The sequence below is a fragment of the Micromonospora polyrhachis genome (assembly GCF_014203835.1).
GTDB lineage: Bacteria > Actinomycetota > Actinomycetes > Mycobacteriales > Micromonosporaceae > Micromonospora_H > Micromonospora_H polyrhachis.
This window is the reverse complement of record NZ_JACHJW010000001.1, coordinates 4,637,378-4,657,725: the sequence shown is the minus strand read 5'-3', so window position 1 is coordinate 4,657,725 and position 20,348 is coordinate 4,637,378. Positions and strand designations below refer to the sequence as shown.

The 20,348-nt window shown below is 68.6% G+C and carries 14 protein-coding genes; 6 read left to right on the top strand and 8 right to left on the bottom strand.

Annotation, left to right across the window (positions count from 1 at the left end; translation table 11 throughout):
* Positions 1-9: 9 nt before the first annotated feature.
* The 6 genes from FHR38_RS20435 to FHR38_RS20410 all read right to left on the bottom strand — a co-directional run bounded on the left by FHR38_RS20435 (position 10) and on the right by FHR38_RS20410 (position 6,239).
* A complete protein-coding gene (locus tag FHR38_RS20435; RefSeq protein ID WP_184536183.1) occupies positions 10-612 on the bottom strand; it encodes a GTP-binding protein in 603 nt (200 codons plus the stop codon).
* The gene (locus tag FHR38_RS20430; protein ID WP_184536182.1) at positions 593-991 is read right to left on the bottom strand and encodes a DUF742 domain-containing protein; all 399 of its coding nucleotides are present in this window, start codon (positions 989-991) and stop codon (positions 593-595) included. Before FHR38_RS20430 ends, FHR38_RS20435 begins: the two co-directional genes overlap by 20 nt.
* Complete coding sequence (locus FHR38_RS20425; protein ID WP_184536181.1) at positions 978-1,403, bottom strand: roadblock/LC7 domain-containing protein; 426 nt, start codon at positions 1,401-1,403, stop codon at positions 978-980. Before FHR38_RS20425 ends, FHR38_RS20430 begins: the two co-directional genes overlap by 14 nt.
* Entirely contained in the window at positions 1,403-3,958 is a 2,556-nt protein-coding gene (locus FHR38_RS20420; RefSeq protein WP_312882301.1) for a sensor histidine kinase, read from the bottom strand. The genes FHR38_RS20425 and FHR38_RS20420 overlap by 1 nt, the downstream gene beginning before the upstream one ends.
* Positions 3,959-4,290: 332 nt before the next feature.
* Positions 4,291-5,802, bottom strand: a complete 1,512-nt coding sequence (locus tag FHR38_RS20415) for a catalase (protein ID WP_184536179.1) — start codon at positions 5,800-5,802, stop codon at positions 4,291-4,293.
* Positions 5,799-6,239, bottom strand: a complete 441-nt coding sequence (locus FHR38_RS20410; RefSeq protein ID WP_184536178.1) for a Fur family transcriptional regulator — start codon at positions 6,237-6,239, stop codon at positions 5,799-5,801. Before FHR38_RS20410 ends, FHR38_RS20415 begins: the two co-directional genes overlap by 4 nt.
* Positions 6,240-6,420: 181 nt before the next feature.
* Here FHR38_RS20410 and FHR38_RS20405 point away from each other — a divergent pair, with 181 nt between their 5' ends.
* The 3 genes from FHR38_RS20405 to FHR38_RS20395 all read left to right on the top strand — a co-directional run bounded on the left by FHR38_RS20405 (position 6,421) and on the right by FHR38_RS20395 (position 8,496).
* Positions 6,421-7,062 (top strand): hypothetical protein, encoded by a 642-nt coding sequence (locus FHR38_RS20405; RefSeq protein ID WP_246446664.1) that lies wholly within the window; start codon positions 6,421-6,423, stop codon positions 7,060-7,062.
* Between the two features lie 10 nt (positions 7,063-7,072).
* Positions 7,073-7,984, top strand: coding sequence for a hypothetical protein (locus tag FHR38_RS20400; RefSeq protein ID WP_184536177.1), 912 nt, complete (start codon positions 7,073-7,075; stop codon positions 7,982-7,984).
* Between the two features lie 140 nt (positions 7,985-8,124).
* Positions 8,125-8,496, top strand: coding sequence for a hypothetical protein (locus FHR38_RS20395; protein ID WP_184536176.1), 372 nt, complete (start codon positions 8,125-8,127; stop codon positions 8,494-8,496).
* Positions 8,497-8,568: 72 nt separating this feature from the next.
* Here FHR38_RS20395 and FHR38_RS20390 read toward each other — a convergent pair whose 3' ends face one another.
* Complete coding sequence (locus FHR38_RS20390) at positions 8,569-10,314, bottom strand: glycoside hydrolase family 6 protein (RefSeq protein ID WP_184536175.1); 1,746 nt, start codon at positions 10,312-10,314, stop codon at positions 8,569-8,571.
* A 551-nt stretch (positions 10,315-10,865) separates the two neighbouring features.
* Between FHR38_RS20390 and FHR38_RS20385 the strand changes: the two genes are divergently transcribed.
* Both FHR38_RS20385 and FHR38_RS20380 read left to right on the top strand, forming a co-directional pair.
* Positions 10,866-12,203 carry a putative sodium/potassium/calcium exchanger gene (locus FHR38_RS20385; protein WP_184536174.1) on the top strand — a complete coding sequence of 446 codons (1,338 nt, stop codon included), beginning with the start codon at positions 10,866-10,868 and terminating at the stop codon, positions 12,201-12,203.
* Positions 12,187-12,912, top strand: a complete 726-nt coding sequence (locus FHR38_RS20380) for a class F sortase (RefSeq protein WP_184536173.1) — start codon at positions 12,187-12,189, stop codon at positions 12,910-12,912. The genes FHR38_RS20385 and FHR38_RS20380 overlap by 17 nt, the downstream gene beginning before the upstream one ends.
* A gap of 64 nt (positions 12,913-12,976) precedes the next feature.
* On the opposite strand, the gene FHR38_RS20375 is transcribed toward FHR38_RS20380, so the two are convergent.
* A complete protein-coding gene (locus FHR38_RS20375; RefSeq protein ID WP_184536172.1) occupies positions 12,977-18,061 on the bottom strand; it encodes an NAD-glutamate dehydrogenase in 5,085 nt (1,694 codons plus the stop codon).
* Between the two features lie 320 nt (positions 18,062-18,381).
* Here FHR38_RS20375 and FHR38_RS20370 point away from each other — a divergent pair, with 320 nt between their 5' ends.
* Positions 18,382-20,346, top strand: coding sequence for a penicillin-binding transpeptidase domain-containing protein (locus FHR38_RS20370; RefSeq protein ID WP_184536171.1), 1,965 nt, complete (start codon positions 18,382-18,384; stop codon positions 20,344-20,346).
* Positions 20,347-20,348: the final 2 nt, after the last annotated feature.

Here is a 20,348-nt window from a genome sequence, read left to right as displayed (position 1 = left end):
AAAGCACGATCAGCCGGCCGGAACCGGCTCACCCCGACGCTGCGCGACGTGCTCGACCAGTGCGATCAGCAGGGCCTTACCCGACTGGCGCTGCCGCACGTCACAGAGCACCACCGGCACGTCCGGATCGAGGTCGAGGGCGGCACGCACCGCCTCGGTGGTGAACCGTTGCGCCCCGTCGAAACAGTTGACTCCGACGACGAACGGCGTACCCCGCTGCTCGAAGTAGTCGACCGAAGGGAAGCAGTCGGCGAGCCGGCGAGTGTCGGCGAGCACCACCGCCCCCAGCGCCCCGAAGGCCAGCTCGTCCCAGAGAAACCAGAACCGGTCCTGCCCCGGCGTGCCGAACAGGTAGACCTGGAGATCCTCGTTGATCGTGATTCGACCGAAGTCCATGGCGACCGTGGTGGTGGTCTTCCCCTCGACCCCGGACAGATCGTCGGTGCCGACGCTCTCGTTGGTCAGCACCTCTTCGGTCTGCAACGGTCGAATCTCACTGACCGCGCCGACCAGCGTGGTCTTACCCGCCCCGAAACCACCGGCGATCAGGATCTTCAGAGCAAGCGGGATCCGCTGACCGGACCCGTTCCGGTCAGAGCGCCCGGAGTCCATTCACCACCGCCTTGAGAATGTTGTCGTCGGGAAACTGTTGCGCCGGAGGCTCGTGCATCTCGATGAAACCGACGGCGAGTAGGTCGCCCAGCAGCACTCGTACCACGCCTAGCGCCAGGTCGAGGTGGGCGGAGAGCTCGGCGACGGAGAGCGGTTCCTGGGCCAGTTCGATGATCATCCGGTGCTCCGGCTGCAGCTGCCGATGAGGCTGGTCCCCGGCCTCCGTGGCAGGGACCACCGCCATCACGAATGCCACGAGGTCGAACCCACCGGTGGCGGGCCGTACCCGACCACCGGTCATCGTGTACGGCCGGACCACCGGCCCGGCTTCGTCGTCGAGCCAGTCGTGATGGGGTACGGGCGGCTCAGCCCGCGTCATCGGTGCCCTCCGTGGGATTTCGGGTCGGCGCGGACAGGTTCTGCCCGACTCGGGTCACCAACATCGCCATCTCGTAGGCGATCAGCCCGATGTCGGACTCGGCGTCGCTGAGCACGGCCAGGCAGGCACCCTGACCTGCGGCCGTGACGAACAGATAGGCCGACTCCATCTCGACGACGGTCTGCCGGACCGGTCCGGCCGCGAAGTGCCGGCTCGCGCCCTTCGCCAGGCTCTGGAAGCCGGCGGCCATCGCGGACAGGTGCTCGGCATCCTCCTGGCTCAGGTCCCGGGACGAGCCCATCAGCAGGCCGTCCGCCGAGAGCACCACGGCCTGCCGCGCGGTCGGTACGCGATCCACGAGATCGTCGAGCAACCAGTCGAGATTCGCGGCCGGCCTCGTCGTGTGCACCACTACGCGTCCCTTCCAGATTCGGTGGATCCCAGGTCGGCGACCGGGGAGTCATCGGGGTCAGCGGGAACGGGCTTCGCCGCACCCCACTGGTCGGCCACTGCCGACAGATCGGGCCGGACAGCGGAAGCCGTCGGTTCCGGCTGGACAGCGGTAGCCGACAGATCGGGCTGGACAGCGGAAGCCGTCGGTTCCGGTGATGCCGGAGTTGAGCCGGCGGACGGCCAGCCAGCTTCCTGCCGTCCCCGTGCGGTGCCGGCCTGCAACGCCGACATCAACGTCCGGACCTCGGTCGGCGAGCGGAGGGCGGGTTCGTCGGGTCTGCTCCCCGCCGCCTTCCTGGTCGCTGACACCTCACCGGTCCGATCCACCCGCAGCTGCGGCGCGAGACTACTCTGCCGGACCCGCCGGGGCAGTCCGTCGTCGCCCACACCGTGGACCGGGCGGGCGGGGGAACCGGGCAGGCCAGGACCGCCGATGGCCGGGCCAGCGCCGGGGGACGCCGCCGGATCCGGTTTCGGTACGCCGGTCAGGGCCGGGCTACGCCGGCTGGGCAATCCGTCCGGGGTCAGTACCGGGGTGGTGGCCCCGGACCGGGTCGAGGGGCGGTCCGGCACCACAGCCAGTCGCGCCTTTCCGGCGTCCTCCGTCGCCGCCCCGTACCGTGGGCCGACCGGCACGCCTGCGGCGGACGCGGTGGGCCGGGACGGGGGAACCGCAGGTGGCTCGGTGGTCACGAGATCGCCGGGCACCAGGGCCACCGCGGTGATTCCGCCGTATGGCGACGGGCGTAGGCGTACCCGGATGCCGTGTCGGGCCCCGAGCTGCGCCACCACGAACAGGCCGAGCCGGGCGCTGTTGGCGGGGTCGAACTCGGGCGGGTCGGCCAGTCGCCGGTTGGCGTCCTCGATGGCCTCGGGGGCCATGCCCAGTCCCCGGTCCTCGACCTCGATGGCGTAACCGTTGCCGACCATCTGGCCGGTGACCTGTACCCGAGTCTGCGGTGGGGAGAAGGAGGCGGCGTTCTCGATCAGTTCGGCAAGCACGTGGATGACGTCGCCGACGGCCCGGCCGGCGATCGCGGCGGGCGGTACGGTGACGATGTCCACCCGGGCATAGTCCTCCACCTCGGAGATCGCGCCCCGGATCACGTCGATCATCGGTACCGGATTGCGCCATCCTCGGCCGGGGGCCGCACCGGCGAGAATGACGAGGTCCTCGGCGTGCCGACGCATCCGGGTGGCAAGGTGGTCGACCCGGAACAGGTCCTCCAGTTCCTCCGGTGCCTCGGTACGCCGCTCCATCCGGTCCAGCAGCGCCAACTGCCGGTGCAGCAGAGTCTGGCTCCGTCGGGCGATGTTGAGGAAGACCTCGTTGATCCCACGACGCAACGCGGCCTCGTCCACGGCGGAGCGCACCGCCGTGAGCTGCACCTCGGTGAACGCGTGCCCCACCTGGCCGATCTCGTCGGTGCCGAAGTCCATCGGGGGCGCCTCGCGGGCGACCTCGACCTCCTCGCCCCGACGTAGCCGGCCGACGATGGCGGGGAGGCGCTCCCCGGCCATGTCCAGGGCCATCGCCCGCAGGGCGGTCAGCCGCCGTACCAGCGAGCTGCCGATCCGCAGGGCGATGACCGCGGAGGCCACGATCGCCACGAGACCGAGGACACCGGCCAGGCCGAGCTGGATGAGGATGCGGTTGGCGATGGGTTTGGTGCGCTTGACGAGGGTGTCCGCCGCGGTCAACTGGAAGGTCCGCAGCTGCTCCTGGACCGGGTCGTGGCTGCGCTGCCAGTTGGCGGCGGTGACCGGCGGCACGCCCGTGGCCCGGCCTCGGGCGACCAACTGCTCCAGCAGCCCGCGCATCTGGGTGAACTCCGCACCCTCGGTCATCTTCTGATAGGCGACCCGGTCGCTGGGCCGCAGCTCGGCCACGGCTGTGGCGTACAGGATCTGCTGGTTGCCGATGGCCTGGACGATGCCGTTGTACTCCCCGTCGGCGAACCGCCCGGCGGTGAACGCACCGGCCAGCAGGGCGTCGGCCAGGCTGAGTTTCTCCCGGGCCTGGATGAGCGCGATCACGGCCCGGGCCTCACGGTTGAGCCCCTCGTCGGGCAGGGAGGTCATCGCCGTGAACGCCATGAAGATCGAGTCGATGGTGGCGCTGTACAGGCCCACGGCGCCCGGACGGTCGAGTTTGCGTTGGTTCACGGAGGTACGACCGGGGATCAGCGACTCCAGCGCGGTGAACGACTGGGTGATCCGCTCGTTGAGCAGGTCACCCGCGACGTCGCGTACGTCGGACCGGGAGGCCCGCCGCCGGAAGTCGACGATCGCCTGGTCGGTACGGGCCCGCTGCTCGTCGAGGGCCGGCAGTGGCCCGGGTCCGGCCAGGTAGATCGTGGTGAGCCGGCGTTCCCGTTGTAGTTCGACGACCAACGCCTCGCCCGGCTGCCCCACCTCGTTGAGTAGCTGACGGGTGTTGAGCAGGCTCAGCGCCGGCCCGACGGTGAGCGTGGTCGCGAAGATCCACAACGCCAGGAGGGCGGCGATGGGCACGGTGACGAGCGTGATGACCTTTGAGCGGATCGGCCAGTTGCGGGTATTCAATCGGACCTCGCCGGAGGGGTATGGCGGCAGTGACACCGAGCCGGAACGGTCCGCGGGCTCCGACCTGAGTCGCGAGTCACGGGCGTACGCCCTCGGCAGGATACGTAATCGGAAACGTAAGCACTACCAGACCCCAAGTTCGATTTCCGGGCAGATCGGTCGCTGCCCGGACAGCTCTGCCCGCACCACACCGTTCGGCGGGCAGATACGACGGGGCGTCCCCCGTACGATGACCGCACGGGGGACGCCCTGATCGACTCAATCTGTTCGGTCGGTGACCGTCAGGCTCTTGCGCCGCTGACCGTCAGGCCGAGGCCATCGGCAACCCGCTGGCCGTACGCCTCGTCGCACTGGCTGAAGTGCCAGACCATCTTCTCCTGGATGTGCTTGTCACACTGGCCCAGCAAGTTGATCATATTCTTGACAAGGTCGTCCCGCTCCCAGTCGGGCATGGTGCGGAACCGCTCCCCCGCCTGGGCGTAGTTGTTCTCCCGCTCGATCGGGGCTCGCATGATCTGCCCCGAGACGTGCGGTCGGTACTCCCGGTAGGACTCGTCGGCTTCCCGCAGCCCGGCCACCGAGGAGGGTTCGAAGTTGATGTGCGGGTTGGTTCCCCGGTTGTCCACTCCGTACGCCATCTGGCCGCCGTCCTGGTTGGTGTTGACCTGGACGTCCTCGCGCGGGGCGTTGATCGGGAGCTGGAGGTAGTTCGGGCCGACCCGGTAACGCTGGGTGTCCGAGTAGGAGAAGGTCCGTCCGACCAGCATCTTGTCGTCGCTGAAGTCCAGCCCGTCGACGAGCACGCCGGTACCGAAGGCGATCTGCTCGTTCTCGTTGTGGAAGTTGGTGACGTTCCGGTTCAGCGTCATCATCCCGATCGGGCGCAGCGGGAAGACGTCCTCCGGCCAGGTCTTGGTGTCGTCCAGCGGGTCGAAGTCCAGTTCGGGGTGCTCGTCGTCGCTCATGATCTGGACGTTGAGTTCCCACTGGGGGTACTCGCCGCGCTCGATCGCCTCGTAGAGGTCCTTCGAGGCGTGGCCCAGCTCGGTGGCCTGGATCGCCGCCGCCTGCTCCTCGGTCAGGGACTCGATCCCCTGCCGCGACTTCCAGTGGTACTTGACCAGCACACCCTCGCCGGCGGCATTGACCATCCGGTAGGTGTTGACCCCGAAGCCGTCCTGCGTCCGGTAGTTGGCCGGGATGCCGCGCGGGCTGAACAGCCAGCTCAGCATGTGCATCGATTCGGGCGTGTTCGACATGAAGTCGAAGATCCGGTTGGGCTCCTGACGGAAGGTGACCGGGTCCGGCTTCAGCGCATGGATCACGTCCGGGAACTTGATCGCGTCGCGGATGAAGAAGATCGGCAGGTTGTTGCCGACCAGGTCCCAGTTACCGTCCTCGGTACGGAACTTGACCGCGAAGCCGCGAGGGTCGCGAGTTGCCTCGGAGGAGTCCCGCCCACCGATGACGGTGGAGAAGCGGATCGTGACCGGCGTCCTCTTGCCCTTGGTCTGGAACAGCTTGGCTCTCGTGTAAACGGACGCCGGCACCGCGTCGTCGCCGGTTCCGATCGTCCCGTACGCCTCGAACTCGCCATGCGCGACGAAGCCCCGGGCATGCACCACCCGCTCGGGAATCCGCTCCCGGTCGAAATGGCTGATCTTCTCCAGGAAGTGGTAGTTCTCCAGCGTCGCCGGGCCACGCGAGCCGACGGTGCGCTGCTGCTGGTTGTTGTGCACGGGGTGACCTTGGCGGGTCGTGAGCGGCGGCTTGTTGGCCTGCGACTCGCTCATTCGTCTCCTCCTGATAGCTGATCTTCCTGACAACCGGGACAGTGCCCCCAAAAAGTGACCTCGATCTCCTCCACCTGGAAGGCGTGGGTCCGCTCTGGCGCGAGGCATGACGCCGGCCCGACCACCCGACCGACGTCGCGAATCGATCCGCACTTTCGACACACCATGTGGTGGTGGCCACCACCGACACGCAACTCGTAGCGGGCCGCCCCGCGAGCGGGCTGGAACCGGCGGACCAGGCCCGCGTCGGTCAACGCGTGCAACGTGTCGTAGACCGCCTGAGCGGAGAGGCGACCCAGCTGCCGTCGCGCCGAACGAGTGATCGCCTCGGCATCCAGGTGTGGTCGCCCGCGAATCGCCGCGAGCACCGCGAGGCGACCTGCGGTGACCCGCAACCCAGCCGCCCGCAGGCGTTCCGCGTCGGATTCGATCGGCATCGCCCTAGCCAAGCGCGTCTTCTGGAATGAGTCAAGTTTTTACCGAGATCAACTTACGGACCTAGCCGGTCGGAGCGGACTAACCGGCTGAAACGGGCCGACAGGTTGAAGTCGGAAAGTGCACCGGATCGGGATTGGCGATCAGGGCTCAGCGGGAATACCAGGCAGCGAAGGAGGAGACATGTCGCCTACCGGGATAGTCATCACCGCTCTCGCCATCGTCATCGTCGTGGTCATCGGGATCGTGGTCTGGTCGTCGGCACGCCGCCGCGCCCTGCGCTCCCGGTTCGGCCCGGAATACGACCGGGTCGTCGCCGAGCAGAGCAGCCGCTCCGCCGCCGAGCAGGAACTGCGCGACCGTGAGCGTCGGCACGCCGAGCTCACCATCACCCCGCTGTCCGACGAGTCCCGTCGTCGCTACGCCACCGCCTGGGAGGAGATCCAGGCCCGCTTCATCGATGCTCCGGACCAGGCGGTGGGTGCCGCTGACGACCTGGTCACCCGGTTGATCTCCGAGCGGGGATACCCGACCGGAGACTACTCGGACCAACTCGCCCATCTCTCCGTCGAGCACGCCCGCACACTGACCAGCTATCGCGAGGCGCACGACATCCACCTACGCAACCAGCGCGGCGAGGCGAGCACCGAAGATCTGCGCCAAGCCGTCGTGCACTACCGGGAACTCTTCGCCGACCTGCTCGGCGCAGACCCGGTACGGCACCACCAGGAGGCGGAGCCGGCCCGACCGACAGCGCCGGACCAGCACCACCGGAGCAACGCGGACGAGAACCGTCCGGACACCCCCCATGTCACGACGCGGTGAGGAGATCCCCATGCGAGACCAGGACCAGCTGAATCGCCGTACCGACGTCGTCGAGACGGATCTGGCCCAGGACAACCCCCATCCGGATGATTCGGCAAGATCGTCCGACACACCGGAACCGCAGGCGGGTCGCCCGGCTGGGCGGTCGGCGTGGGCAACCACCCCCACACAGGCGGAGACCACGGCCTGGGTCGAGTCGACCGACCCCGAGCGCACCGCCCCGACCCACCGGGAGCAGGACGAGCACGCGGACCGCGACGTACGCCCCGACCGCCCCGACCGGCTCGACCAGCTCGCCGATGACCCGGATCGGGGCAAGTTCCACGAGCCCGCCCCACAGCCGAGCGCGCTCGGTGCCACTACTGTCGGTGGGGCGGTGGCCGCCTCCGCCATGGCTGGCGGCACCGGTGCGGTGCAGCGCGACGACCAGGACAAGGACATGGTCGCCAAGGGCGACGGTCTCACCGCCGGCACCGTCAGCGGCGACCGCGACGAGGTGGACCGGCTCCAGACGCAGACGCGCTACCAGCCGCCGGCCAAGGCGGTGACGGCGCGGTCCGACGAGTCACCCCACATCGCTGGTACGCCCGCAGAGACCGACGAGTCGGCACGGCACCGTGAGTCGGGTGGGCCGACGCGGCCGGACGGGCCGGCAGCCCTCACCCTCCTCCCCGAGACGGCCGGGCAGGGCTTCCACGACCGGTGGCGCGAGATCCAACTGCGCTTCGTCGACGACCCGCAGGGCAGCGTGGCCGAGTCCCGCCAGCTGGTCGAAGAGGTGATCGACTCGCTGACCGCAGCCCTGGCCGCACGCAAGGACGAGATCGGTCAGGTATCGGACGGCGACTCGGTGGACACCGAAGAGCTGCGGATGGCGATCCGACGGCACCGTGACCTGCTGGATCAGTTGCTGAACCGGTGACTCGCATCCCCGCGGATCGCTGGTGGCCCATGCCGTCCACGGGTACGTCACCCCGGACCGCTGGCTCGGCATGGACCGGACGATCCTGGGTAGCCCACCGGGTAGGAGCAACGCCGTTACCGGACAGGAGGGCAGAAGGTATGACCCAGCGTGATCCGGACCTGGATCGGCCGTTGGAGGAGACTCCGGAGGTGGCGGCGGCGGTCGACGACGAGACGACTGTCCCCCAGTTCGTCACCGGTGGCGCCACTCGCCCCGAGAATCCCGATTTCGGGCAACCTGGCGAGGTACCCGGGGACTTTCCGGAGACCGATGAGTGGATCGGCGATCCGGCCGGTCGGGGCCGGGAGGGTCCGCAGCAACGGGTCGCCCGTACCGGAGCGGAGCAGCCCTGGGAGCCGGAGGACCTGGCGCGAGCCCAGGGCGCGGATCCGGACCCGCGCAGCGTCGAGCGGGCCAGACGCGAACTGGAGCAGGACGGACCCGCAGCGATCGAGAAGACTGTTCCATGATCCAGAAGCCCTGGTACGGCGGACGCCGTACCAGGGCTTCTGCTGTCGTTCAGCGATTACCGATGGTTCCGCTCACAGTGGCGGGTACGCGTTGCGCAGCAGCTCCTGGAACTGGGCGGAGAACCAGTGCCCGGAGAGCGGCGCATCGCCCAACGCGCCGCTCATGTTGTTGTTGTTGCGCGGGTTGCCGGGGTAGGTCGGGTCGCACATCCGGTCGAAGCCCTTACCCTCGTCGTTCGGGATCTCCCGGCTGGCACCGTCCGACTCACCCGGGGGCTTGATCCAGACGTAGGCGTCGATGCCGGGAGCCGGCGCTGCCGTGGGCCGCTCACCGATGCCGGCACCCGACTGGTTGCACCAGTTGCCGAGGTGGATCCGCCGGTCGAGGCGGCCACCGTCGACAAAAGTGTCCACATTGGTCTGCGGGCCAGGACCGGTAGGTCGAGCAGCGCCACCCCAGCCGTTACGCCCCGTGTCGATCAGCATGCCGACGTTGGAGTTGAAACCGGCGGCGATCAGCTGCTGCCGGAACGCCAGGGCGAACGACTGCTCGTCGACGTAGCGGTTCCAGTCGACCCACTTCGACTGGCGTACCGAGGTGCCGTTCACCGTACTGTCGATGGTGTAGTACGACTCCTTCAGGATGCCGTAGTTGGCCGTGTTGGCGATGAAACCGTGCACGTTGTCGACGGTGCTTCCGGATGCCCGGGCAGCCTGGGCGAAGAGGGTCGCCGAGGCCCCGAAGTTGTCGTCCCAGCCGATCCAGCCGTGGTGCCCGGCATCGATGTAGTTGTAGGTGTTGGGCAACGCGCCCAGCTTTGCCAGCGCGTAGCCGACACCGTTGACGTAGTTGCCGTTCGCCTTCATGGTGTCGCACATGGGCGTGGCGGTCGGGCGAGGCGTCACATTGGTGACCAGGTTGGGTAGTGAGTCGATCTCGATGATGTTGATGATCCGAAGGTTGCGGTACTTCGGATCGGCCATGATCGCCGCGATCGGGTCGATGTACTCGGTCTTGTACCGGGGCAGCTCCGTCGGTCCCAACTCACCGTTGGACGCCAGTGCGGCACAGTCTCGACCGGGCAGGTTGTAGATCACGAACTGGATGTAGCCGGCCCCCTGGGCCAGCGCCGTGTCCAGGTGCCCCCGCAGACCCCGCCCCCCGTTCACACCGTTGATCGCCGCGATCCGGTCCAGCCAGACGCCGGTCGGATTGTTGGAGATCCGGCTGCCGCCAGGCTCTGCGTCCGCCTTCGCCTTCCACTCTGGATTCACGTAGCCACGTGCGCCGACGTACGGGTTGTCGACCCGGTCACCGACGGGCGGTGGGGTGGTGGTCGGCGGTGGGGTGCTCGTGGGCGGCGGCGTGGTCGGGTTGGTCCCCCCGTTGCAGGAGACCCCATTGATGGTGAACGAGGTCGGAGCGGGGTTGCTGCCACTCCATTCGCCGTTGAACCCGATACTGGTGGAAGCTCCGGTGGCCAACGATCCGTTGTACGACATGTTCTGCGCGGCCACCTGGCTGCCGGTCTGGGTCCAGGTGGCCGACCAGCCCTGCTGGACCCGCTGGCTGCTGTTGGCGAAGGTGAAGCCGAGGGTCCACCCGTTGATCGGGTCTCCCAGGTTCCTGATGGTGATGTTGGCGGTGAACCCGCCCGGCCACTGGTTGGTCGTGTAGGCGACGTCGCACTGCGTCGCCGCGTGGGCCATGCCGGCCGGGAGGCCGATGAGACCGGCCGCCACCAGTCCGCTCGCCCCGGCTATGGCGGCCGCCTTGTACCGCCCAGACGAGCTACTCGATCTGCTCCATAGCTTCATGCCACTGATCTCCTTGGGCCAAGCCGGGTCCACGGGGGCGGAGCCCGGCGCGGCAACCTCATCGACGGCGACCCTCGGTCGCATCGGTTGAGGCTGCTCTCGGGTGACGGTGCTGCCCGGCCCGGACAGGCGGAATGTGATGGTCGGCCATAGCTGGTGGCCGATGCCGGACGCCGCCCGGAGATCCGGATGCCCTCGGCGTCGACTGCGTGTGGTGGCCCCGCCAACACTGTCTGAATTCTACATGGGAGCGCTTCCAAGGCAACCCCTCGGCGAAGACCCCGATCCGGTGAAGAAGGGCCGTTTGCCCACGCAAGCCGGACCACCGCGGCGACTCTTCCCATCCTGCCCAGCTCCGCACCGCAGGCGCGATTGACCCCTCCGCCGCCGGTAGCGGTCGTTTGCTCCGATAGCACACTGCAAGCCGGACGCGGAGCTATTTCATCTAATTGCCGCATTAATCCGATCAAAGCTCGCGAAACCGCTAGCGTCAGTCATGGCTCGGCCGCAGTGGCGGCAACGGGAAACAGGGGAAGGAAGTGACGTAAGTCATGTCTAAGAAGTTCCTCGGCAAGGTAGTCGCTGGCGCGGCGCTCGGTGGCGCCTCCCTGCTCGTCTGCGCGCCTGGCATCGCGCTGGCGGATAGCGGCTCCAACGGCACGAACGGAAGCGACAACGGCGGCCACGTCTACACGAAGCCGCACTGGGCGAAGCCTGGGCAGGAACTGACCATCATCGAGGTCTGTGACGCGCCCCAGGAACACGCCTGGGTGTGGTCGAAGGTCACCGGCAAGGTGAAGCTCAAGCCCAAGAGCCACGACTGGCAGGGCTCTCGCGAGAACGACGACGAATACCGGTCGGAGGCGAGCGAAGAGGGCGCTGAGCGTCGCGAGCACGAGAACTCGCGCCATGAGAACAGAGAGTACGAAGAGTACAAGAAGTACAAGGAAAAGAAGGCTCACGAGAACGGCGACTCAACCGAAAGCACCGACGCCGAAAGCAACGGTGCCAACGGGGAGAGCACTGGCTCCGCGAGCGATCGCAAGAAGGACGAGCACGGCCAGAAGGACGAGCACGGCCAGAAGGACGAGCACGGCCAGAAGGACGAGCACGGCCAGAAGGACGAGCGCGACCAGAAGGACGAGCACGGCCAGAAGGACGAGCACGGCCAGAAGGACGGCGAGAACGGTCAGCGGCCTGAAGAGGCGAGCAAGGACGACCAGAAGGCCGGCGAGAACGGTCGCTCGAACGACCAGACGGGCGAGCACGCCAGCAAGGAAGAGAAGGACCAGAAGAGCTGGACTCGCGAGGAGGCCGAGAACGGCGGCAACGCCGGCGGAGGCGCCAAGCAGGAGAACGGCGAGCCGACTGCCGAGGACGCCAAGCGCGAGAACGGCGCGAACGGCGAGCACGGCGAGAAGCGCGAAAACGGTGAGCGCGGCGAGAAGCGCGAGAACGGCGCGAACGGCGAGCACGGCGAGAAGCGCGAGAACGGCAACGGGCACGAGAACGGCGAGGAAGCCGCCCAGGAGGAGCGCAGCTGGGACGGCAAGAAGGACGAGCACAACGGGCGTGGCGAGAACGGCCACGACAGCGAGAACGGCGAAGAGCGCCGCAGCGGTGACCAGGGCCACGAGGAGGACGGCTGGAAGTACTGGGCCACCGTCGAGATCCCGGAGGACGCCGAGCCGGGCACCTACGAGCTGAAGGGCTCGTGCGGCGAGGGTGAGCTGGTCGTCGCACCACGTGGCTGGGTCGACGGTGGTGACGGTGGCGCCAGCGGTACCGACACCAGTCTGGCTGCGAGCGGTGCCGGCATGCTGGGGGCGGCAGCCCTCGGTGGCATCGTCCTGATGCGGCGGCGGCGGGCCGATGGCACGCTGGCCTGAGCCGGCGACGAGTGGAGCCGACGGCCGTCACGGATCATCGTGGCGCGCCGTCGGCGTCGCGCTCATCGCCCTGCTGGCCCTGCTCGGCGCCGGTTTCATCGGCGCCGCCCTGAACGCCTCGCCGCCGCTACGACCTCCACAGCCCCGCGCCGAGGCCGGGCCCTCCAACCCTGACGTCACCGATGAACAGTCGCTGGACGACGCTGGCGACGAGGGGGGCAACGACCTTCTGCCCGCCGGCTCGACCGTCTTCGCCCGATCCGAACCGACCGACATCACGATCCCGCGGATCGGGGTCGCCGCGAAGATCATGTCGTTGGGGGTGAACCCGGATGGCACGATCCAGGTCCCACCGCTGGATCAGGCACAACTGGCCGGCTGGTACCAGCCGGGGCCGAGCCCCGGGGAGATCGGAAACTCGGTGATCGTGGGGCACGTCGACTCCGCCGTGATCGGCCCCGCGGTCTTCTTCCACCTCGGGGCGTTGCAACCCGGAGACAAGATCCAGGTGACCCGCAAGGACCGCACGATCGCGAAGTTCAGGGTCGATTCCGTCGAGTCGTACCCGAAGACCGGCTTTCCCACCGAACTCGTCTACGGTCCGACGGAGAAGGCCGCCCTGCGGGTGGTGACCTGTGGTGGACAGTTCGACGAGCGGACCCGCAGCTACGTCAACAACATCATCGTGTTCGCCACCCTCGTGCCCTGACGGGACGGAAAGAGCCGGGGCCCGGAATCAGATCCGGGCCCCGGCTCGTGCGTGCAACCGGCGGTCAGCTGGCCGCCGACGTCCGGACCAGGGTACGGATCTGACGCAGCAGCACCGACAACGCGGCCAGATCCGCCCGTGACTCGTCGAACTCGCCCATCGCCTTACGGGCCCGGCCAACCGACGTGGCGTTGGACTGCTCCCACTCCTGCACCCGGTCCTCCGCCGGCGCGGAGTCGGCTGTCGAGCCGAGCACCTCGGCGGTGAGCGCCGCCAGCGCCGCGTACAGGTCGTAACGCAACGCCATCCGGGCCAGGGTCTGCCAGCGGTCCTCCCGCGGCAGCAGCGAGATCTTCGACAGCAGCGAGTCGACCCGGAACCGGTCGGAGAGCACGAAGTAGACCGAGGCGACCTCGTTCACGTCGCGCCCCGTCGCGGCCGCGGTCTCCACCACGTCGAGGAGGCCGAAGCTGTACATCAGGCGGGTCGCCTGTGCTGCCAGTTCCCGGGGCAGTCCACGCCCAAGGAGCAGTTCGACGTGTGCCTCCAGCGCCTGCCGCTCGCTGCCGTAGAAGAGCCGGTCCAGGTCCGGCAGGAGCTGGGAGACGCCGTCGCGCAGTCGGCGGATCTCCCCCGGCACGTCCAGCGGCGAGCGCCTGTTGGTGACCAGCCAACGGACCGCCCGGTCGAGCAGCCGGCGGGCATCCAGGTAGACGGCCGTCTGCACGTCCGTGGGCACCTTGTTGTCCAGCGCCTCGATGGCTTCCCAGACCTCACCGAGCCGGAAGACGTCGCGGACCACCACGTAGGCGCGGATCACGTCCGCCGCGCTGGCGGCGGTCTCCTCGACCACCCGGTAGATGAACGAGATTCCGCCTCGGTTGATCACCTCGTTCACCAGGACGGTGGTGACGATGTCCCGGCGCAACCGGTGACCGGCCATCCGGTCGGCGTACCGCTCCCGCAGCGGGGTCGGGAAGTAGTTGGCCAGCACCTCGGCCGTCCACTCCTCGTCGGCCAGCCCGTCTTCGAGGATCTCCCGCTCCAGGGCGATCTTCGTGTACGCGAGCAGCACCGCGAACTCCGGCGCGGTCAGCCCGGTCTCGGTGCGGGCCGCCAGCTCCTCGTCCGAGGCGAGCGCTTCCAACTCCCGGTTGAGCTGGCCGGAGCGCTCCAGGTCGGAGATCATCCGGCGGTGCACCGGCAGCAGCGAGCCGGCCTGCGCCATCGCGTTGCCGATCGCTCGGGCCTGGTCGTAGTTGTCCCGCAGCACCAGCTCGGCGACCTCGTCGGTCATCTCCGCCAGCAGCGTGTCCCGCTCCGGGCCGGTCAGCTCGCCGTCGGCCACCACCGCGCCGAGCAGGATCTTGATGTTGACCTCGTGGTCGGAGCAGTCCACCCCGGCGGCGTTGTCGATGAAGTCGGTGTTCATCCGGCCGCCCGCCAGGGCGTACTCGATCCGACCCACCTGGGTGAAGCCCAGGTTGCCGCCCTCGCCGACCACCTTGACCCGCAGGTCCTTGCCGTTGATCCGGATCGCGTCGTTGGACTTGTCCCCGACCTCGGCGTTGGACTCGCTGGACGCCTTGACGTAGGTGCCGATCCCGCCGTTCCAGAACAGGTCGACCGGCGCCATCAGGATCGCCTTCATCAGGTCCTGCGGCGAGATCGACTCGACGTCCGGCTCCAGGCCGAGCGCCGCCCGTATCTGCGGCGACACCTGGATCGACTTGGCGGTACGCGGGAAGACGCCACCGCCCTCGGAGATCAGCGTCGGGTCGTAGTCGGCCCAGGAGGAGCGCTCCGTGTCGAAGAGCCGCTTCCGTTCCACGTAGGAACGTGCGGAGTCCGGCGACGGGTCCACGAAGATGTGCCGGTGGTCGAAGGCGGCCACCAGCCGGATGTGCTCGGAGAGCAGCATCCCGTTACCGAAGACGTCACCGGACATGTCACCGACCCCGACCACGGTGAAGTCCTGGGTCTGGGTGTCGATGCCCATGTCCCGGAAGTGCCGCTTCACCGACTCCCAGGCGCCCCGGGCGGTGATGCCCATCTTCTTGTGGTCGTAGCCGGCCGAGCCGCCGGAGGCGAACGCGTCGCCCAGCCAGAAGCCGTACGAGGTGGAGATCTCGTTGGCGATGTCGGAGAAGCTGGCGGTGCCCTTGTCCGCCGCCACCACCAGGTACGGGTCGTCACCGTCGTGCCGGACCACCTCGTGCGGCGGCACGATCTGCCCGCCGACCAGGTTGTCGGTCACGTCCAGCAGCGCCGAGATGAACTCCTGGTAGCAGGCGACCGCCTCGTCCCGGTCCCCCGGCTTCTGCTTGAGCACGAAGCCGCCCTTGGCGCCCACCGGCACGATCACGGCGTTCTTCACCATCTGCGCCTTGACCAGGCCGAGCACCTCGGTACGGAAGTCCTCCCGCCGGTCCGACCAGCGCAACCCGCCCCGGGCCACCGGCCCGTACCGCAGGTGCACGCCCTCGAAGCGCGGCGAGTAGACGAAGATCTCGAACTTCGGGCGGGGTGCCGGCAGGTCCGGGATCGCCTGCGGGTCCAGCTTGAACGCCACGTACGGCTTGGGCCGCCCGTCGGTACGGCGCTGGTAGAAGCTGGTCCGCAGGGTGGCCTGGATCAGCGTCAGGTAGGACCGCAGGATCCGGTCCTGGTCCAGGCTGGACACCTCGTCCAGCTCCCGCCCGACGGTGGCCACCAGCTCCTTGCTGCGCAGGTTGCGTTCCTCGGTGCTCAACTCCAGCAGCGGGGAGAACCGCACCTCGAAGAGTTCCACCAGCAGCGCGGCCAGGTTGGGGTAGGCGATGAAGGTCGACTCCATGTATTCCTGGGAGAAGACCGTGCCGGCCTGCCTCAGGTACTTCGCGTACGCCCGCAGCACCACCACCTGCCGCCAGGTCAGCCCGGCCCGCAGCACCAGCTCGTTGAAGCCGTCGATCTCCGCCTCGCCCCGCCAGGTGGCGGAGAAGGCGTTCTCCACGTGCGCCCGTACCTCGATCAGCTCCCGCGCCCCCTCGGGCAGTTGCAGCCCGAAGTCGTACAGGTAGATCCGGCCGTCGATCCGGTCCACCTCGTACGGGTGCTCGTCCACCACGCTCACGCCGAGGGAGTGCAGCACCGGCAGCACCGCGGAGAGCACCATCGGCTCGCCGTACCGGTAGACCTTGAACCGGACGTCCATCTCGTCGGGCGGCTCCGGGGCGGTCCAGCCGCTGGCGGTCGCCCGGGCCGGGTGCTGCTTGCGGAACAGGTGCATCTCCAGCTGGCCGGGCTCCTCCAGCAGCTCCAGCTTGGCCAGGTCCTTCATCGCCTCGTACGGCGTGTGCCCGTCCTTGTAGCCCTCTGGGAACGCGTCGGCGTACCGGGTGAACAGGTGCTTGGCCTGCTCGTCGCCGAGCTTGCGTTCGAGCACCAGCCGGTAGTCGTCGTCCCAGAGTCGGGTCGCCTCGGCCAGCTGCTCGGCCAGCACGTCGGCGTCCACCTCACCGGGCGGGTTGCCCGGGTCGGTACGGACGATGAAGTGGACCCGGGCGAGCATCGACTCGGTGACCCGGGTGGTGTAGTCGACCCCGACCCCGTTCAGCTCGCGCAGCAGGATCTCCTGCATACGCAGCCGGTTCTGGGTGGTGAACCGGTCCCGGGGCAGGTAGATCAGGCAGGAGATGAACCGGCCGTAGCCGTCCCGGCGCAGGAAGAGCCGCAACTGACGACGCCCGGCCATCCGTAGCACACCGACGACCGCGTGGTAGAGGTCGTCGGTCTTGATCTGGAACAGCTCGTCGCGGGGGTAGGTCTCCAGGATCTGGAGCAGGTCCTTGCCGGAGTGGCTGCGCGGGCTCAGGCCCGAGCGTTCCATCACCTCGGCGACCTTACGGCGGACCACCGGCAGTTCACGCACACTGGTCCGGTAGGCGGCGGTGGAGAACAGGCCCAGGAAGCGCTTCTCGCCGACCACCTCGCCGGCCTCGTTGAAGATCTTGAAGCCGATGTAGTCCAGGTAGGCGGAACGGTGCACGGTCGCCCGGGAGTTCGCCTTCGTGATGATCAGCAGGCGCTTCTCCAGCACCTTGTCGTGCGCCTCCGGCGTCATCGACGACAGCGCCCGGGGTTGGGTGGAATCCTGGCGCAGGATGCCCAGCCCGGTGCCGAGCACCGCCTCCAGCACCTTGTCGCCCGCGCCGCCAGCTGCCTCGTCGGCGTCGGCGTCGGCGTCGGCGTCAGCCAGTCGGTACTCCCGGTAGCCGAGGAAGGTGAAGTGTTCGTGGGCAAGCCAGCGCAGCAGCTCCACCGAGTCGGTGATGTCCTTCTCCGGCACCGGCGGCCGGGCGTCCGAGGTACGGGCGGCGGCCAGCTCGTCGGCGAGCGCGAGGGCCCGCTCGCGCATCTTCGGCCAGTCCTCCACCGCCTCGCGTACGTCGGTGAGGACCCGCTGCAACTCGGCGCGCAGCCGATCCCGGACTTCCGGGTCACGGACCGGATCGATCTCGATGTGCATCCAGCTCTCGACGAGGTCGCCGTCGATGGCGTCGTCGGGCTCGACGTCGGCGGCGACCTCGATCAGCTTGCCCAACGGCTCCCGGCGCACCACGACCAGTGGGTGCACCAGCAGGTGGACGTCGAGGTGCTGGGCGGTGAGCAGGGCGGTCACCGAGTCGACCAGGAACGGCATGTCGTCGGTGACGATCTCGATGACGGTGTGCTGCTGCTCGGCGGCCGGCTCGTGGATGCGTAGCTTCAGCTCGCCGGGCACCCGCTGCTGGGCCAGGTCCCGGTGGTCCCGGGCGGCGACCAGCATCTCCTCGGCGGTGAACCCGATCAGTTCCTCGTCCGGCGCGAACCGCCAGAACCGGTCGACCAGGGTGGCCGCGTCGTGGTCGTCCCCGGCCAGCACGACGGCCTGAGCGACGAGTCGTTCCGCGTTCGGCACCGGCTCGTCGAGATCGGAGTCATCCACATCGTCACCCAGCGCCTCGCTGGGTAGCGCCGGATCGTAGAGCGTGTCGACGCTGACGCCGGTGAGTCCGGTGACGCCGGCACCATCGCCGTCGCTGTCGGTCGCCGTGTCGAAGTCGTCGTCCCGGCTCGTACCCGGCCGGAGATCGGGTCTCGGTTTAGTCGCCGGACGCCGGTCCATCGGTGCCACTCCCCTCAACCCACTTCGTTGTGGGCCTGTCCAGCCTATGTGCTAGCTGTTCTTGGATTTGTCGGCGAACTGCCGACCGGACGTCCGGAGCCGGACTCCGTCGGTACCACCCATCGCGAAAACGCGAGACAGACCCTGCGGCGCTGAGTACCCAGGCTGAGGAGGTCATCACACCCGTGCAGGGCCGTGTTTCGGCAGCCCGTGTGCGATCTTGTCGCGGTGGCACGGGCCGACCATACCCCTCGCCGAAACGGTCACGTACTACCGTCGGGGGCGTCCCATCCCCGATCGCCACGGAAGGTGATCATCTGATGCGCCGGCCGTACCCTTTCTGTCGTTCCCATCGCCGACCCGGGCAGCGGACCGTCGCCGCGCTCGCCGGACTAGGGCTGCTCGCGGGCGCTCTGGTCGGATGTTCGGGCAGTGACCGCCCGGAGGAACGGTTGGACTCCTTCCTCACCGGCTGGCGAGATGGTCGGCTCGCCTCCCTCTCCTTCGTCGGCCCCGCAGGTCAGCGGATCAGCGGGGCCGAGGTCGACGCGCAGATCAAGACGCTCACCGGCGATCTGTCCGAGACGCCACCGGCGCTGAGCAGGGCCGGCGACGCCAAGGTGACCAAGGACACAGCTATCGTTCCGGTAACCATCGACTGGACCCTGCCCGGCGGACAGCACTGGAGCTACCCCACCTCCGTACGGCTCACCGACAAGGATGGCGAGTGGCAGGTGGTGTGGGAGCCTCGGATGGTGCAGGAACAACTCACCGACGGCACCCGCCTGTCGGTGCGGCGACTGGCACCCGCGCAGCGGGCCGCGATCCTCGACGGCACCGGACAGCCGGTCGTCAGCCCACAACCGGTCGTCGTGATCGGCGTACAGCCCGGTGAGGTGACCGACGTCCCCGCGCTGGTCAAGGAATTGAACAGCGCCTTCCGGGCGGTCCGGCCGGCGCTCGACCCACCGATCGACCTGAGCGATCTCCCCGACCGGATCAAGAGCGCCGACACGAACGCCTTCGTCGACGTCGTCAGCCTGCGGCGGGCGCAGTACCTACAGATCAAGTCCCGCATCTACGACCTGCCCGGCACGAAGTTCCGGGACGAGCAGCGTTCACTCGCACCGACCCGGGAGTTCGCCCGGGCCCTGCTGGGCACCGTCGACCCGGTGCAGAAGGACGACCTCGACAAGAATCCCGGCCGCTACGCGGTGGGCGACCTGATCGGACACGGCGGACTCCAGGGACGTTACGAGCGGCAGTTGGCCGGAATCCCGGGAGTCAGTGTGTCGGTCACCCGACAGTCCGGGGACGCGCCAGCCGAGACCGTCGCCGAGGTGTTCCGCCAGGAGCCGCAGGCCGGAACGCCGCTGAAGACCAATCTCGACGTACGGGCACAGAACGCCGCCGACGCGGCCCTGAAGGGTACGTCGCAGCGCAGCGCCCTGGTGGCGATGCGGATCAGCGACGGGGCGGTCGTCGCGGCCGCCAACGGTCCGGGTGGCGGGGGCGAGAACCTCGCCTTCACCGCCCAGGTGCCACCCGGCTCGACGTTCAAGATGGTCAGCACCCTGGGCCTGCTCGACCAGGGCGCGGTGGGCCTCGACACCCCGGTCGCCTGCCCGAAGACGTTCACCGTCGACGGTCGGTCGTTCAAGAACTCCGACTGGTTCGAACTCGGCACCGTGCCGTTCCGGACGGACTTCGCCAAGTCGTGTAACACCGCCTTCGCCGCGCTGGCCCCGAAACTCGGTGCCGACGGGCTGGCCGAGGCCGGTCGGAGCCTGGGCCTGGAGGGTAACTGGCAGGTCGGGCCGGAGGCGTTCACCGGCAAGGTCTCCACCGGCGGTTCCCCCGCCGAGCGCGCCGCCGCCTCGTTCGGGCAGGGCACCACCCTGGTCAGCCCGCTGGCCATGGCCGCCGCGACCGCCGCAGTGGCGAAGGGTCGGTGGCACCAGCCGCGGCTGCTGTCCGACGCCGGGGCCGACCTGAACGCGCCGCCCGGCCCGCAGCTCAAGACCACCTCGGTCGAGCCGCTGCGGACGATGATGCGTGAGGTGGTCACCAAGGGCACCGCGACCATGTTGCGCGACGTGCCGGGCAAGCCGGTGTACGGAAAGACCGGCACCGCCGAGTACGACGACAACCCGGCCAACACCCACGCCTGGTTCGTGGGCTGGCAGGGCGACATCGCCTTCGCCATCTTCGTGGAGCAGGGCGGATCGAGCGGGGCCACCTCGGTGCCGATCGCCGAACGGTTCCTGCGCGGCCTGCCCCGCTGAGC

Excerpts from the sequence above, each read along its gene's own strand:
- FHR38_RS20435 (WP_184536183.1), bottom strand. The coding sequence starts at position 612 with ATGGACTCCGGGCGCTCTGACCGGAACGGGTCCGGTCAGCGGATCCCG.
- FHR38_RS20430 (WP_184536182.1), bottom strand. The coding sequence starts at position 991 with ATGACGCGGGCTGAGCCGCCCGTACCCCATCACGACTGGCTCGACGAC.
- FHR38_RS20415 (WP_184536179.1), bottom strand. The coding sequence starts at position 5,802 with ATGAGCGAGTCGCAGGCCAACAAGCCGCCGCTCACGACCCGCCAAGGT.
- FHR38_RS20410 (WP_184536178.1), bottom strand. The coding sequence starts at position 6,239 with ATGCCGATCGAATCCGACGCGGAACGCCTGCGGGCGGCTGGGTTGCGG.
- FHR38_RS20405 (WP_246446664.1), top strand. The coding sequence starts at position 6,421 with ATGTCGCCTACCGGGATAGTCATCACCGCTCTCGCCATCGTCATCGTC.
- FHR38_RS20400 (WP_184536177.1), top strand. The coding sequence starts at position 7,073 with ATGCGAGACCAGGACCAGCTGAATCGCCGTACCGACGTCGTCGAGACG.
- FHR38_RS20395 (WP_184536176.1), top strand. The coding sequence starts at position 8,125 with ATGACCCAGCGTGATCCGGACCTGGATCGGCCGTTGGAGGAGACTCCG.
- FHR38_RS20390 (WP_184536175.1), bottom strand. The coding sequence starts at position 10,314 with ATGAAGCTATGGAGCAGATCGAGTAGCTCGTCTGGGCGGTACAAGGCG.
- FHR38_RS20385 (WP_184536174.1), top strand. The coding sequence starts at position 10,866 with ATGTCTAAGAAGTTCCTCGGCAAGGTAGTCGCTGGCGCGGCGCTCGGT.
- FHR38_RS20380 (WP_184536173.1), top strand. The coding sequence starts at position 12,187 with ATGGCACGCTGGCCTGAGCCGGCGACGAGTGGAGCCGACGGCCGTCAC.
- FHR38_RS20375 (WP_184536172.1), bottom strand. The coding sequence starts at position 18,061 with ATGGACCGGCGTCCGGCGACTAAACCGAGACCCGATCTCCGGCCGGGT.
- FHR38_RS20370 (WP_184536171.1), top strand. The coding sequence starts at position 18,382 with ATGCGCCGGCCGTACCCTTTCTGTCGTTCCCATCGCCGACCCGGGCAG.